The following is a 12,944-nucleotide window of genomic DNA, read 5'->3' as shown; positions in this document are numbered from 1 at the left end:
TGGCCACGTCCAGCTGCACGGCCACCAGCGCGTTGAGCTGATCGCCGAGCGGATCGACCAACTGGTAGAGCTGCTGGCCGGCCAGGCGGGTGAGGGCGGCCTCGTCGCCGGCCGCCAGCGCGGCAAGCAGCGCGCGGCGCAAGCTCTCGGCCTGGGACAGCAAGGGCGTGATGCGAGCCACCAGGACCTTCTCCTCTGGCACCAGATAGGTCTGGCTGTAGGCGCTCCATTGTCGACGTATCACCTCCCCGGCGGCCTCGATCTGACGGGCTGCGGCGGCGGCACCGAGCTGANCGTCGCCGGCCGCCAGCGCGGCAAGCAGCGCGCGGCGCAAGCTCTCGGCCTGGGACAGCAAGGGCGTGATGCGAGCCACCAGGACCTTCTCCTCTGGCACCAGATAGGTCTGGCTGTAGGCGCTCCATTGTCGACGTATCACCTCCCCGGCGGCCTCGATCTGACGGGCTGCGGCGGCGGCACCGAGCTGACCCAGCCGCACCTTGTGCGTGCTGTCGACCACGGTGACGGCATAGGCATCGGCCACCGCTTTGATCTGCTGCAGCGGCACGACCCGATCGTCGTAGACCGTGCGCAGGGATTCGTTGGAGCTGGCCAGCATCGCCATGCCGCCGAGCGCTAGCCCGGCCATCAGCAGGCATAGCACGGCGGTCAGCAGGGTCAGGCGGGCGCGCACGCTGGGGATGCGCGCAAACAAGGCGTCGAGCAACATGGTCTTCACTCCCTGAGTGGCCGCCCGAAGCCCGGGCCTGCATCTGAGACAGGCTTGGTTCCGGCGAGCGTGCTTCTGACTGTATCGACCGGCGATGACGAGGACTTGAGCCCGATCTGCGCTCTCTTGTTGCAGCGGGCTACCCCCGCACCATCCGTGCCGATTTTCGGGGCTGGCGTGAAAAATCACCTCCTAAAGGCATTGGTATCAATTGCGCCAAATGTATCATTTGAAAAAATGGCAACAAGGAGTCCGGCGATGGAGAGTGTTTTGATCGGTGATGACTGCGCGGCCCTGCACAGGAGGGGCCGGCTGACCGTGGGGATCGGACATCACCACGCTCTTCATCAGCTTGGGGCTGTGGTGGCCATGCCTGAAAGGGGACCCAAATGACAACGGCCGAGATGCACTCTGTGGCATGTGGGTATGAGGCATCGTTCTCTCAAATGGAACGCGTTGTCGCCGATCTCGGTCGTATGTACCGCGAGCGCAACGATGCGCTGAGGGAGGTGACCCGGGCGCACCACGAGGCGCTGCTGCGCTTGGCACTGGCAGCGGATATGCGAGATGACGATACCGGCGTGCACATCGTGCGCATCGGCTATCTGGCGGAGAGGCTTGCTACGCTGCTGGGGGCGCCCACGCTGTTTGCCCAAATGCTGCGGCGGGCCGCGCCTATGCATGACATCGGCAAGATCGGCGTGCCCGACCATGTGCTGAAGAAGCCCGGCAGCTACTCCGCGCAGGAGCGCGAGATCATGAATCGGCATCCGCTCATTGGCGCTCAGATACTCGGGCGTTCCTGCATTCCGCTGTTCCAGTTGGCGGCCGAAGTGGCCATGACGCACCACGAGCGCTGGGATGGTGGCGGGTATCCCTTGAGTCTCGCCGGCGGGGCCATTCCGCTATCGGGGCGCATCGTGGCCGTGGTGGACTTCTTCGACGCCTTGACGATGGATCGTTGTTACCGCGATGCCTTCGATGACGAGGTGGCGCTGGAGATGCTGCGCGCCCAGCGTTGCCTGGCCTTCGATCCGCGCATCGTCGATTGCTTTCTTGAGCATGCGGCCGATCTGGTGGCGTTACGGGATCAGATCAATCGCCTACCTCCGAGTTTCGAGAGCTTGATCGAGGCCGTCTAGCGACTCACATCACACGGGGGCTTCGATGAAAATGCCACGAATCCTATGGGTAGTGATTACTGCGCTGATGCTTGCTTTGCATGTGGTGCCGGGACTGGCCCAGGGCGGCCCGAGTACCAACTCGGCCTTGGACCGGATCAGCGCTAGCGGTCGTCTGCGCGTGTGCATCTGGCCGGACTATTTTGGCATCACGTACCGCCACCCACGTACCCAGCAGCTGAGCGGCATCGACATTGATCTGTCGACCGAGTTGGCGCGGGAGCTGAAGGTCTCGCTGGAGTATGTCGAGTCCTCGTTTGCGCGGCTGGTGGAGGATCTGCAAACGCAGCGCTGCGACGTTGGCATGTTTGCCGTGGGCATGCTTGACCAGCGCAGGCAGTTGCTGGCCTTCACCCGACCCTATCTGCAAAGCGACATCTACGGCGTGGCGCCGCGCGCAAGCTGGAAGGTGCGGCAGTGGAGCGACATCGATAGGCCCGGTGTCACCGTGGCGGTCCAGGCCGGCACTGTCCTGGCGCCAGTCATGATGGGGGGGCTGAAGCAGGCGAGGATTGTCGTCGTTCGTGCACCGGCGACGCGGGAGCAGGCGCTGGAATCGGGGCGTGTCGACGTCTTCATGACCGACTACCCCTACAGCCGGCGTTTGCTGAGCCGCGTCACTTGGGCTCGCCTCATTTCTCCGCCTGAACCCATTTTTGTGCTGCCCTATGGGTATGCCAGCAAGCTCGGCGACACGCGTTGGCAGGCCCGACTTGATCGCTTCGTCGTCTGCATCAAGCGCGATGGTCGTTTGCGGGCCGCAGCCCAGCGCCATGGTTTGTCGGACATCGTGCCGAACTGAGGCTTGCCAACGTTGACCTGCGAAGCCAGATAGGCAAGGCATTCTGCAGACGCCCTGCGTCATCGGTGCCAAACGCCATGACTCTGCGGGATCGAAACCCTCGGGCACCTTGCCGAGCGCGTGAATTCTCCTCGACATTGCCCTCACCCGGTATTGTTTCAATTTAATCATTTGACTATCATTGCTGCCATCGTCGCAGGATTGGCATAACGACTAAGTCCATCGTCAGTCGTCGTTGGCATCCTGTCGTGCCGAGGTGTGAAGTCTTGAACCGGAGAGCATTTTTATGACCAGCGTTCTACATCTGTTGCAGGAAATGCCCGACGCGCGCGAACGCTTGGCCTATGCGAGTCGCATGACCGAAGTTGCTGCACATGAAGTGCTGGGGATCGTGGAAAGCGCTCAGCCCGAATGTCAGCGCATGGTGACGCAGTGCCGCGACATGGGCGCAGCACTGGACCGACTGGCCACGTCGCAGGACCTCACGATCGATCGGGCGCGCTCCATCGTGCGCCTGTGCAGCGGCATGGTGGCGCGCATGGGGGTCTTTGCCGGGGCGCAGCATGCGGCGCTTGGTGACATCATGCTGAGACAGGATTTTCAGGACTTGTCGGGTCAGGTGATTGGCAAGGCTGTGGCGTTGATTCAGAACGCCGAAGCTCATCTGACCGAAGTGTTTGAGGCGCCGATCGGCGCAGCGGTGCATAACGGCAGTGCTGCACCGATGCTGACGGGGCCACAAGTGCCGGACAAGGCCCTCAAGCAAGGCGAAGTGGACGACTTGATGGCATCGCTTGGCTTCTGAGCGCAAGCCCGCCAAGCTGGCCCGGATGGCCGCTCGAGTCGATACAGGCGGGTTACGAACAAAGGCTTCCGGTGATCAAGAGAATCCACGTTGACCAACTGCGTCTGGGGATGCATGTCCATGAGTTCTGCGGCTCATGGATGGACCATCCGTTCTGGCGGGCCAAGTTCATGCTGCGCAGTGAAACGGAGCGCCAGCGCGTCGTTTCAGGGGGCATCAAGGAACTCTGGATCGACACCACCAAAGGCCTGGATGTCGAGCATGCCGAGGGCCATCATCCTGTGGTCACGCGGCAGGCAGTGGCCGAGGAGGTGGAGCGCGAGCTGGAGTGTGCCGCGACCATGCCCATGGAGCTCGATGTCATCGAGACGGGAGAAGCTGCGCTGGCCAAGGCGGCGGCCCTGTACCGTCGTTCGGTGCCGAAGATCACGGCGTTGTTTGGTGAAGCACGGCTTGGCAAGGCCATCAGCATCGAGCAATGTGGTGCGCTGGTGGACGAGATCTCGGCTTCGGTGTTGCACAACCCCGGCGCCTTGATCAGCGTTGCACGATTGAAGCGACGCGACGAATACACCTATATGCACTCGGTGGCCGTGTGTGCGCTGATGGTCTCCCTGGGCAGGCAACTGGGGCTGGAGGGCGATCAGCTCAAGAAGGCCGGGCTGGCCGGCATGCTGCATGATCTGGGCAAGGCACTCATGCCGCTGGATGTGCTCAGGAAGCCCGGCAAGCTCACCGATGCCGAGTTCGAGATCATGAAAAGCCACCCGGAGCGCGGACATGAGCTGCTGCTGGGGGGCTCCGGCGCCGGCCCGTTGGTGCTGGATGTGTGCCTGCACCATCACGAGAAGATTGACGGCAGCGGCTATCCGCATGGGCTGGTCGGCGAGCAGATCAGCCTGTTCGCCAAGATGGGCGCGGTCTGCGATGTCTATGACGCCATCACCTCGGTGCGCCCATACAAGAGCGGCTGGGATCCCGGCGAATCACTGCGGCGCATGGCCCAATGGAAAGGGCATTTCGAGCCGCGTATTTTTCAGGCCTTTGTGAAGACTGTCGGGATCTACCCGATTGGTTCCTTGGTGCGGCTGCAATCGGGGCGGCTCGCCGTGGTGATGTCGCAGGATCCGCGATCCTTGCTGGCGCCGAAGGTCAAGGTGTTTTTCAGCACCAAGTCCAATCTTCGCATCGAGCCGCAGGAGATCGACCTTGCAGGCCCCTGGTGCCAGGACAAGGTGATCGCCTGTGAGTCGCCGGACGACTGGCCTTTCAAGGACTTGAACGCACTCTGGGGCGCGCCGCGGTCTTGACAGCTGTTGGTCAGGTTCGTGGCAATGCTTGCGCTGCAGCAAGCCTTCTGGCGCCTCGCCCGCAGGGCCTGCCCCTATCTGGCGTGCCGATCCGACCGACGAAGGTTTGGCACAACGGTCGTGCAGACTTATCTGCATATTTGCAATTGAGATTCATTCGCATTTATAATCATGCAATCGAAATGATCTCGATCCGCGCAAGGCAGAACTGGCGTTATCGAGCAAGGACTCCGGGTCCGGCCGCGCGGATGTCATGACCCCTGCGACGGTGCGCTTCATACCTTGTACCGAGAACGGTGTGCAGCAGATCGTGCGGACCACCGTTCTAGTCGCCCTTGAACAGGGCCGCTAGCGTGACCGCGCGTTAGCCCGGACCGCGTTCGCCGCGAAGCCGTTGCCCGCGCCCGAAGACCCAACACCCGAGAAGCCCCATGCAACGCAGAGAGTTCCTGATCACCACCAGCGCCACCACCCTGTTGGCCGCATGCGGTGGCGGCGATGCCGAAGCACCCAACCGCTACATCCAAGCCAACCTCGTGTCTGACTCCGGGTCGGCCGCCACCTTCAAGCCGGCGCTGGGAGCCACCCGGCAGGCCTTGGAGTTCCGCAACGCCTGGGGCATCGCCATCCGACCTGCCGGGTCCGGCGGCCACTTCTGGGTGGCTGCGGGCGGCTACTCCTACCAATTTGTCGGCGACGTCAAGGCCTCGTCCGATAGCGCCTTGCACCCGCTGTTCCAGGATGCGCTGGCCATCGTCAAGATTCCCGGCGCCGGCGCACTCGACGGCGAACCGGAGGTCGGTGACACCGACAAGTTCATCGGGTTCACGACCGGCGTCGTTTTCAACGGCGCGCCGCTCACCGGCAGCAGCTTTCCAGTGACTGGGCAGGCGGTGCAGGTCGATGGCGTCGCGCGCACGCTGTCGGGCTCGGCACGTTTTGTATTCTGCACCGATTCCGGCCTGGTCTCGGCCTGGACCGAGCGCGACGCAGCCGACGGCAGCATCGTGCGCCGTGACGGCTTGGCTGTAGCGGTGATCGACAACAGCGCTGACGGCCACGCCTACTTCGGCCTTGCCATCAAGCCCGGTACATGGGACGTCCTGTGGGCCGCCGACTTCGGTGCCGACCCGCAGCTGCGCGCCTGGGATGCACAGTGGCAGCCGATCGCGCTCGGCGCGGCCTTCGCCAATCCCTTCATCGGTGCGAAGACCAAGCCGACACCCGGCGACTATGTGCCCTTCAATGTGCAGGTGCTCGAGTGGAACGGTGCCGCCTTCGTCTTTGTCGCCTACGCCAAGTCGCAGCCCGACCCGGCCGACCCGACGAAGTTCTACGCCGCCGAGGAGGATGCGATCGCTGCCGGTGCTGAAGGCGAGCGCCCATCGCGCGGCCGGGTGGTGATGTTCGATACGAGTGGCCGCTTGCTGAAGGCCTTCGCCGACGACGGCCGGCTGAACGCGCCCTGGGGCCTGGCGATCGCGCCGCCGAACTTCGGCCGCGCGTCAGGCGCGCTGTTGGTGGGCAATTTCGGTGGCGCGGGGCGTATCGCGGCCTACGACATCGCGAGTGGCCGCTTCATCGACTACCTGCGCCGCCCGGACGGAGCGCGTGTCGAGATCGCAGGCTTGTGGGGCCTGCAGTTCGGTAACGGCGCCAGCCTGGGGGACCGCAACGCCCTGTACTTCGCAGCCGGACCAGGCGAGGAAACCCAGGGGCTGTTCGGCTCCTTGCGCCTGTCCGCATGATGCCCCGGGGTGCGTGCCATCCCCGTTGTTGATGAGCGCGGTGGCCTCGAGTACAGGCGCCTGCGGCCGAGCCGACGCCAACGCCAGATAGACGCTTTGGTTGCTCCGTCTGGTGCTTGTTGTGCCTGGGTTGATCGCCGTCGGAACGTCTCACCAGTCCCGCTTCGCTACGGAGTAGCCACCGGTGGACTGTCATTGGGCAACCAGCGCCTGTAGATCACAGCAAAGCTGCCGTCGCGCTTCATCTCATCGAGCTTGGCCTGCCAGGCGGCGACCAGTGTCGCGTCGGTGTTCCTGGAGAATGCGATGAAACCTTCGGAACTGGCATAGCTGTAGACAATCTCCAACGCGTCGGGCGCCACGCCGGCCTTGGCCATGATCTTCGGCATGCTGATGCGCTCGGTGGCGAACAGCGGCGCACGGCGGGCCAGCAACATCCTGATACCCTGTGCCGGATCATTGACGGTGACCAGATTCCTGAAGCCGAGACCGCCCAGTTCCTCTGCCGTGTACCAGCCGCGCACGACCAGCACCGCCTTGGCGCGCCTGGCATCGTCCAGCGACTTCAGGCGCAGCCCCCCGCCATTGGGCGCGTAAAGGGCGCTGTAGAAGACGACGATGGGGCCGACCCACTGAAACTGCTGTTCCCGCTCGGCCGTGCGCGCCATGGCAAACAAGGCCGTCGGTTCCTGGGCTTCCTGCACGGCGCGAAAGGCCCGCACCCAGGGCATGAAGTCGATCGCATGGTCCTGGCCGAGCCGCTTCTGGATCTCGCGCACGATGTCGACAGATAGCCCTTGCGGCTGGCCATCCTGTGTGAAGTTGATCGGTGGGAATTCTTCGCTGAGCAGGCGCAGCGGCTCTGCCGCCATGCTCGTACCCTGGCCGAGCATCAGAGGCAAGCCTATACACAGTGCAGCGAGCCAAGCCATTCTGAGCCCCCATCCGAAGCAGCCTTCGGCGTCGGTTGATGATGGGCAAACCCGCCCCGCTTCGGCGACTCATCTGCGATGGCAGTGCCATTGACCTAACGAGTAGCGCCAACCCAAATAGTTCACGTAGTTGCCGGCCCAAGCCGTGCCTGATCGGTGAATTTGCTGAAAATAACGAAATTATCGTTAATATCATCGCAATCAATTTAATGATTGTGAGGCAAAGCATGGAAGGAGTGGAACATTTCGGTTCACAGCCATTGGCCGTCGATCTCGACAGCCATGTAGATGATCAAGCCATGCAGGCGCTGGTCTCGGCCATTGATCAGTCGATGGCCGTAGTGGAGTTCAGCCTCGACGGGCGCGTGCTCAAGGCCAATGATCGATTCCTTGCGTTGGTCGGGTTCGAGCACACTGGATTGATTGGCCAGCATCATTCGCTGCTGCGCCCACCCGGGCTCGTGGCCGAACCGGCCTATGCCATGTTCTGGACCCGCCTGCGCCACGCGAGTCCCAAAGCGGCGAGTACCGCCGCACAAGCCGCAATGGCAGCCCGCTTTGGCTGCAGGCCTCGTACACACCGGTGCCTGGCCGGGATGGCACGCCCTGCCGCATTGTGAAGATCGCGACCGACGTGACGGCGTCCAAGTTGCGCGACTTGGACTTCCAGGCCCAGAACGACGCCATTGGCCGGTCTCAGGCGGTGATCGAATTCGATCTGCAGGGCCGGGTGCTCAGGGCCAACGACAACTTCCTGGCGGCCCTCGGCTACTCGGCCGAGGAGGTGGTCGGCCAGCATCACCGCATGTTCTGCGACCCCGCGCTGATCCAGGACGCCAAGTACATCCACTTCTGGGAGCAACTGCGGCGCGGCGAACACATGGCCGGCGAATTTCGGCGCGTATCCAAGCAGGGCCGCGATGTCTGGATCCAGGCCTCCTACAACCCGGTGCTGGACGCAGAAGGCCGGCCGGTCAAGGTGGTCAAGTTCGCCATGGATGTGACCCGGCAGAAGTTGCTTGCCAGCGACGCGCAGGGCAAGCTCGATGCGCTGACCCGTTCGCAGGCGGTGATCGAGTTTGATCTGCAGGGCCATGTGCTGGAGGCCAACGCCAACTTCTTGCGCACCATCGGCTACACGCTGGCTGAGATCAAGGGCCAGCACCACAGCATGTTCTGTGATCCGGGCTATGTGCAAACGGCTGAGTACCGCAACTTCTGGGCAGATCTGAACGAGGGGCGATATGCCAGCGGTCGCTTTGAGCGGCGCGGCAAACATGGTGCGGTGGTCTGGATCGAGGCGACTTACAACCCGATCATGGGCCTTGATGGTCGTCCGGCCAAGATCGTCAAATTCGCCATCGACGTGACATCAAGGGTAGAACGCGAGCAACGCATCCGTGAGCGCATTCAGGCGATGAGTGGGGTGCTGGACGGTCTGGCGGCCTCGGTTCAGCACATCACCACCAGTTCGGAGCGATCCCGCGATGAGGCGGACAAGACGCTGATCGAAGCCGACGAGGGCGTCCGCCTGCTGACCGGCTCGCGCGAAGCCATCGTCACCATCCAGCGTTCTTCAGCCGACATCCACGACATCGTGGACGTCATAGACCAGATCGCCAACCAGACGCATCTGCTGGCGTTCAACGCAGCCATCGAGGCGGCCCGGGCCGGCGAACACGGCCTGGGCTTCTCGGTGGTGGCTGACGAGGTGAGCAAGCTGGCCGAGAAGTCCCGCACGGCCGCACGCCAGATCGCCCGCCTGATCGGCGAGATGGTCGGCCGGGTCAACGAGGGCGGACGCCTCAGCGCCGAGGCTGAGCGGGCCTTCCAGCGTTGCGCATGAACTGGCCAGTGGGTGGTGCGACCCGAGGTTTGCTCGACTGGCGCGGACGCAGCATGGCCCTGCTGGAACTGGCCTGCCTGCTCGGCGATCCGCCGGACGCTGAGCAGGCTCCCTGGGTGCTGGTGCTCCATGATGATGAGGTCCGCGCGTTGGCGCTACTGGTCCATGCCCAAGGCGGGCTGGTGCAGCCGCCGGCAGCTGCGGCCGGCTGCCTCCCCGCCAACCAAGCCAATGGTGAAACATCTGCGGGCCTCCTCGATGCGCAATGGGTGCTGGCGCCCGGCAGCGCCGACGCACGTCATGTGCGCCGACTGGATGTCGATGCGCTGTTTTCGGCACGGCCGGAGTCGGCTCTTGCCTGTTCCGCAGACGATCAGGTCAGCCAGAGCAACCGTGCGAGACAGCCCCGCAACACCCGCCCGTGCATGGTGGTCGAGGCCGACGGACTCTTCGCCGTGGCACTCGACGAGGTGCATGCGGTGCTCAGCCGCTTCAAACACAGCCTTCTGCGTACGCACGAAGCGCGAGCGCTGCGGCCGCCACATGGCGATCCTTGAGATCCACAGCATCCGGCACGGCGGTCTCATGGACATCCGTGAAGAAGACCTGCCACTCGGGACATCTGCATTTGAACGCACGCAGACGTCTCTCGGCTGCCGTCGGACTGACTTGAAACTGTTCGACTGAGTTTTTCAGGAACTCTTCATCGATCGCTTCCGTCCAGTGGACCGACATCACGTCTTCGGCCCGAAGATCCATGATCACGTCCGACATGCGCGGTTTCAGCAAAACACAGGTATCGAAGAGAACGAACGTGTCCTCGCGATTCACGGGCGAGCCTTCTTGGCTGCTGTCTTTGCTTCTTTGCCTGACGTCACTGCAACAGCATCTCTTCCCCTCGTGACGTTGGTGTAGTGACTGTCTTCATGCTCATAGAGTCCGGCTTCGACACCGGCTTGCCGCGGTGTGGGAGCGTCGTCGTATTGAGTCAGCGTGTGCAGCCGATAGCGCTCCACGGCTTCACGCGGAATACGCCGATGGCCACCATCGGTGACTTCGATCGGACCGAGCTTGCCTGCGTCGCAGAGCATGATGACGTACGGTCTGCTCATGTTCAGGATCTTGGCTGCTTCCACAGTCGACACGGGCGCTGCCAAATCCTCTACTTTGCTCGCGGACGTCAACTCACCCGTGCCGGCTTCATCTGACGCAAGTTTGGTAATGAGCGCCATGCGTAGAGCTTTCCCTTTGGAGGACCCCTGCGCCAGAGAATCCTCCAGCGCCCGGGCTACCCGAACGCGAATGCGTTCAAGGACGACATCAGTTCGGTCCTCGTCGCTCAGGACCTCCTTGATGCCACTCACAACAGCGTCTGCCAACGGCGAAATCGGATCTGGAATGTCCTGAACGGCGATGTATCGAGCTGCTGCTGTAGCTCTTTGGGTGACGGACTTTGGTTGGCTCATGACGAGGACTCCTTGTGCACATCATATACAAAACGAAGAAAATGCAGAAATCGAAGGAGGTGGGGCCTTCTGCCGCACAGCTTGGCAATCTACCGCGCATGATCTTCACAATGCCGTAGGTTGTATTTTCGACGATTTAGACGTTTTCCTGTACTATCGAGTCATCCGTAGGAGCACAACCATGTCCCAGCTAAACATCGCCCCGTCAGTCCAAGACCCTCAGGTGGTCCGGGAACTGCATGAGTTCGCTCAGGAGCTGGGCAAATCCATCTCCATCGAGCTACGTTCACATTTGGATGACTCTGGAGGTAAGGGGGTACGAATCGAGCAAACGCTCGGTGACCTGTTCCCTCACATCCTTGAGAAGCATTTCTTCCGTGCCGTCGGCACCAAGGGTGCCGCCATCACGCGGGCTCGCCTCCTTCACGCGTTGTCTGTACTGAATCTTCAAAGTCTTGACGAAGACGACGACGAGGACGCGGACGAGGGGGAATCGGAGGCCAGTGGCCTTCCAGTTGCAGTGGCAGCGGCGCCTGCCCAGAGGGAGCCATTCCTCGACGAGTCGTTGACAAGCGCGCAAGCAGCCGAACTCTTGAACGTTTCTCGAACGTACTTCAACGTCCTTGCCGACTCCGGCAAGCTTGGTGCAGTTGAGCGTACAGAAGGCGGCCATCGGCGCGTTTCAAAGTCTGTTGTGCTTGCCTACAAGGCGGAGAGCCGTCGCAAGCAAGAGAAAGCCATTTCCGACATGGTCGAGGCATCGCAAGAGTTGGGACTCTACGATGACGAAATGGAAGGCATTCCGCAGCGGAAGGTTCGGTGAGCTCATGGCAGGACGTCTCTATGAATCCATTCCTCGTGTTGCCCTCATCGATGCCAACGTATTTTTTGCGCCGCGACTCTGCGATCTGTTCGTGCATCTTCATTTGGAAGGCGTAATTCGCATCCACTGGACGTCAGAAATCGACGATGAGTGGACGCGTAATGCCATCTTGAAATCGTCAAGCGGTGCAGCTGGCATCTACAGGCGCCGAGACGGCATGCGCGGTGCAATTCCAGATTGGGAGGTGACGGGTTACGAAGTCCACACGGATCGCTTTGATGGCGTCCACCCCAAAGATCGCCACGTTGCCGCAGCTGCGTTCAAGCTGCGCGGCGACGAAGAGGACAACGTTGTTCTTGTCACGGAGAACCTCAAGGACTTTCCGCCTGAAGCGTTTGGGGCTACCGGCGTACTTCTAGCGACGCCATCCGATTTCTTGCGAAATCTGTACCGTGAAGAACGGGACATCGTTCTTAGCGTGGCGGAGCATTGCAGAGCCAAGCTGAAGTCGCCGCCCAGAACACAGGAAGGGTACGTCGGAGTGTTGATGAAGCTCAACTGTGAGTTGGGCAGAGATCTTGGCCACGCCTGGGGGGTGGCTTGTCCAGTGCGCCTAGCCAACGGAACTTTGGTCTACCGCGATGAATGAACGGCAACGGAGACGTCCTGATGGAAGGCTACATCGTGACGATCCAGTCCCTCAAGATCATGGTCTTCTCCACGGAAAAGTGCTAGCTAAGTTATTGATGTATAAGGAATTTATGCATTCCTTGTGCATCAGCTAGATAATGCAGTCAGTGAGCGTCCGGCCTGCCCATCTTGAATGCCGCCCCGCGGCATAGGAGCCTCGTGTCCACCTCAACTCTTGGTGGACACGTGAACACTATCCCCGACAACCAAGCCGGCGCACGCCGGCGGCGTCGCAAGCACAACGACGGGTTCAAGGTCAACGCTGTGGCCGCCTGCATGCGGCCGGGCATGTCGATGGCGGCCGTGACGATGGCACATGGCATCAATGCCAACCTGCTTCGCCGCTGGGTGCAGGAGGCAGAGATGATGCCGTCAGCGGGCATCGTCAGAACGGCAGCCGCGCCTGTTGCCATGGCGCCGGCATCGAAGACCTTGTTTGTGCCGCTGAACTTACCGGCTCCCGCCGCGCCGGTCCCGATTGCGGACATCCGCATCGAGCTGCAGCACGGCGCCACAGCGATCACCGTGACCTGGCCGGCCAGCGCCGCCAGCGAGTGCGCCGCATGGATGGTATGCGTCCGGCCATCCCATCTTGAATTGACCCATCGCGACTG

Annotated in this window: 14 protein-coding genes and 1 pseudogene; 11 read left to right on the top strand and 4 right to left on the bottom strand. The window is 62.1% G+C overall.

Translation table 11 applies throughout. From position 1 onward, the window contains the following. Positions 1 to 646: MCP four helix bundle domain-containing protein (locus ABGI63_RS25335; RefSeq protein ID WP_432767473.1), on the bottom strand; the 646-nt coding region annotated here is incomplete at its 3' end. 527 nt (positions 647 to 1,173) lie between these two features. Here ABGI63_RS25335 and ABGI63_RS25330 point away from each other — a divergent pair. The 5 genes from ABGI63_RS25330 to ABGI63_RS25310 all read left to right on the top strand — a co-directional run bounded on the left by ABGI63_RS25330 (position 1,174) and on the right by ABGI63_RS25310 (position 6,573). Further along, the gene (locus ABGI63_RS25330) at positions 1,174 to 1,869 is read left to right on the top strand and encodes an HD-GYP domain-containing protein (protein ID WP_432767471.1); all 696 of its coding nucleotides are present in this window, start codon (positions 1,174 to 1,176) and stop codon (positions 1,867 to 1,869) included. 25 nt (positions 1,870 to 1,894) lie between these two features. Then, positions 1,895 to 2,710 (top strand): substrate-binding periplasmic protein, encoded by an 816-nt coding sequence (locus ABGI63_RS25325; RefSeq protein WP_349745295.1) that lies wholly within the window; start codon positions 1,895 to 1,897, stop codon positions 2,708 to 2,710. A gap of 286 nt (positions 2,711 to 2,996) precedes the next feature. Continuing rightward, positions 2,997 to 3,515, top strand: a complete 519-nt coding sequence (locus tag ABGI63_RS25320; protein ID WP_349745294.1) for a protein phosphatase CheZ — start codon at positions 2,997 to 2,999, stop codon at positions 3,513 to 3,515. A gap of 71 nt (positions 3,516 to 3,586) precedes the next feature. Further along, a complete protein-coding gene (locus tag ABGI63_RS25315; RefSeq protein ID WP_349745293.1) occupies positions 3,587 to 4,825 on the top strand; it encodes a cyclic di-GMP phosphodiesterase in 1,239 nt (412 codons plus the stop codon). Positions 4,826 to 5,256: 431 nt separating this feature from the next. Then, on the top strand, positions 5,257 to 6,573 hold the full coding sequence (locus tag ABGI63_RS25310; protein ID WP_349745292.1) for a TIGR03118 family protein: 1,317 nt from the start codon (positions 5,257 to 5,259) through the stop codon (positions 6,571 to 6,573). 167 nt (positions 6,574 to 6,740) lie between these two features. On the opposite strand, the gene ABGI63_RS25305 is transcribed toward ABGI63_RS25310, so the two are convergent. Continuing rightward, positions 6,741 to 7,445: a substrate-binding periplasmic protein gene (locus ABGI63_RS25305; protein WP_349745291.1), complete on the bottom strand. Its 705-nt coding sequence runs from the start codon at positions 7,443 to 7,445 to the stop codon at positions 6,741 to 6,743. 445 nt (positions 7,446 to 7,890) lie between these two features. Here ABGI63_RS25305 and ABGI63_RS25940 point away from each other — a divergent pair. The 3 genes and pseudogenes from ABGI63_RS25940 to ABGI63_RS25290 form a co-directional block, all read left to right on the top strand. Then, a pseudogene (locus ABGI63_RS25940) lies at positions 7,891 to 8,088 on the top strand (hypothetical protein); the annotation flags it as partial. 33 nt (positions 8,089 to 8,121) lie between these two features. Beyond that, on the top strand, positions 8,122 to 9,351 hold the full coding sequence (locus ABGI63_RS25295) for a methyl-accepting chemotaxis protein (protein WP_349745289.1): 1,230 nt from the start codon (positions 8,122 to 8,124) through the stop codon (positions 9,349 to 9,351). Then, entirely contained in the window at positions 9,348 to 9,908 is a 561-nt protein-coding gene (locus tag ABGI63_RS25290; protein WP_349745288.1) for a chemotaxis protein CheW, read from the top strand. The genes ABGI63_RS25295 and ABGI63_RS25290 overlap by 4 nt, the downstream gene beginning before the upstream one ends. Here the strand turns inward: ABGI63_RS25290 and ABGI63_RS25285 are convergent. Both ABGI63_RS25285 and ABGI63_RS25280 read right to left on the bottom strand, forming a co-directional pair. Further along, positions 9,844 to 10,182 (bottom strand): hypothetical protein, encoded by a 339-nt coding sequence (locus ABGI63_RS25285; protein WP_349745287.1) that lies wholly within the window; start codon positions 10,180 to 10,182, stop codon positions 9,844 to 9,846. The genes ABGI63_RS25290 and ABGI63_RS25285 overlap by 65 nt on opposite strands. Beyond that, entirely contained in the window at positions 10,179 to 10,817 is a 639-nt protein-coding gene (locus tag ABGI63_RS25280) for a helix-turn-helix domain-containing protein (protein WP_349745286.1), read from the bottom strand. Before ABGI63_RS25280 ends, ABGI63_RS25285 begins: the two co-directional genes overlap by 4 nt. 181 nt (positions 10,818 to 10,998) lie before the next feature. Between ABGI63_RS25280 and ABGI63_RS25275 the strand changes: the two genes are divergently transcribed. From ABGI63_RS25275 to ABGI63_RS25265, 3 genes are all read left to right on the top strand, one after another. After that, on the top strand, positions 10,999 to 11,640 hold the full coding sequence (locus tag ABGI63_RS25275; RefSeq protein ID WP_349745285.1) for a helix-turn-helix domain-containing protein: 642 nt from the start codon (positions 10,999 to 11,001) through the stop codon (positions 11,638 to 11,640). Beyond that, positions 11,600 to 12,289, top strand: coding sequence for a hypothetical protein (locus tag ABGI63_RS25270; RefSeq protein ID WP_349745284.1), 690 nt, complete (start codon positions 11,600 to 11,602; stop codon positions 12,287 to 12,289). Before ABGI63_RS25275 ends, ABGI63_RS25270 begins: the two co-directional genes overlap by 41 nt. A 227-nt stretch (positions 12,290 to 12,516) precedes the next feature. Beyond that, a partial coding sequence (locus ABGI63_RS25265; protein ID WP_349745283.1) for a transposase occupies positions 12,517 to 12,944 on the top strand: 428 nt, incomplete at its 3' end.

The organism is Roseateles cavernae, from assembly GCF_040187885.1.
Classification (GTDB): Bacteria; Pseudomonadota; Gammaproteobacteria; order Burkholderiales; family Burkholderiaceae_C; genus Roseateles_E; species Roseateles_E cavernae.
The sequence above is the reverse complement of the archived record's forward strand: the minus strand, read 5'-3'. Positions and strand labels throughout refer to the sequence as shown.

Bases quoted from the DNA above. Each gene is read 5' to 3' on its own strand.
- ABGI63_RS25330 (WP_432767471.1), top strand. From the start codon at position 1,174: ATGGAACGCGTTGTCGCCGATCTCGGTCGTATGTACCGCGAGCGCAAC.
- ABGI63_RS25325 (WP_349745295.1), top strand. From the start codon at position 1,895: ATGAAAATGCCACGAATCCTATGGGTAGTGATTACTGCGCTGATGCTT.
- ABGI63_RS25320 (WP_349745294.1), top strand. From the start codon at position 2,997: ATGACCAGCGTTCTACATCTGTTGCAGGAAATGCCCGACGCGCGCGAA.
- ABGI63_RS25310 (WP_349745292.1), top strand. From the start codon at position 5,257: ATGCAACGCAGAGAGTTCCTGATCACCACCAGCGCCACCACCCTGTTG.
- ABGI63_RS25305 (WP_349745291.1), bottom strand. From the start codon at position 7,445: ATGGCGGCAGAGCCGCTGCGCCTGCTCAGCGAAGAATTCCCACCGATC.
- ABGI63_RS25290 (WP_349745288.1), top strand. From the start codon at position 9,348: ATGAACTGGCCAGTGGGTGGTGCGACCCGAGGTTTGCTCGACTGGCGC.
- ABGI63_RS25280 (WP_349745286.1), bottom strand. From the start codon at position 10,817: ATGAGCCAACCAAAGTCCGTCACCCAAAGAGCTACAGCAGCAGCTCGA.
- ABGI63_RS25275 (WP_349745285.1), top strand. From the start codon at position 10,999: ATGTCCCAGCTAAACATCGCCCCGTCAGTCCAAGACCCTCAGGTGGTC.
- ABGI63_RS25270 (WP_349745284.1), top strand. From the start codon at position 11,600: ATGACGAAATGGAAGGCATTCCGCAGCGGAAGGTTCGGTGAGCTCATG.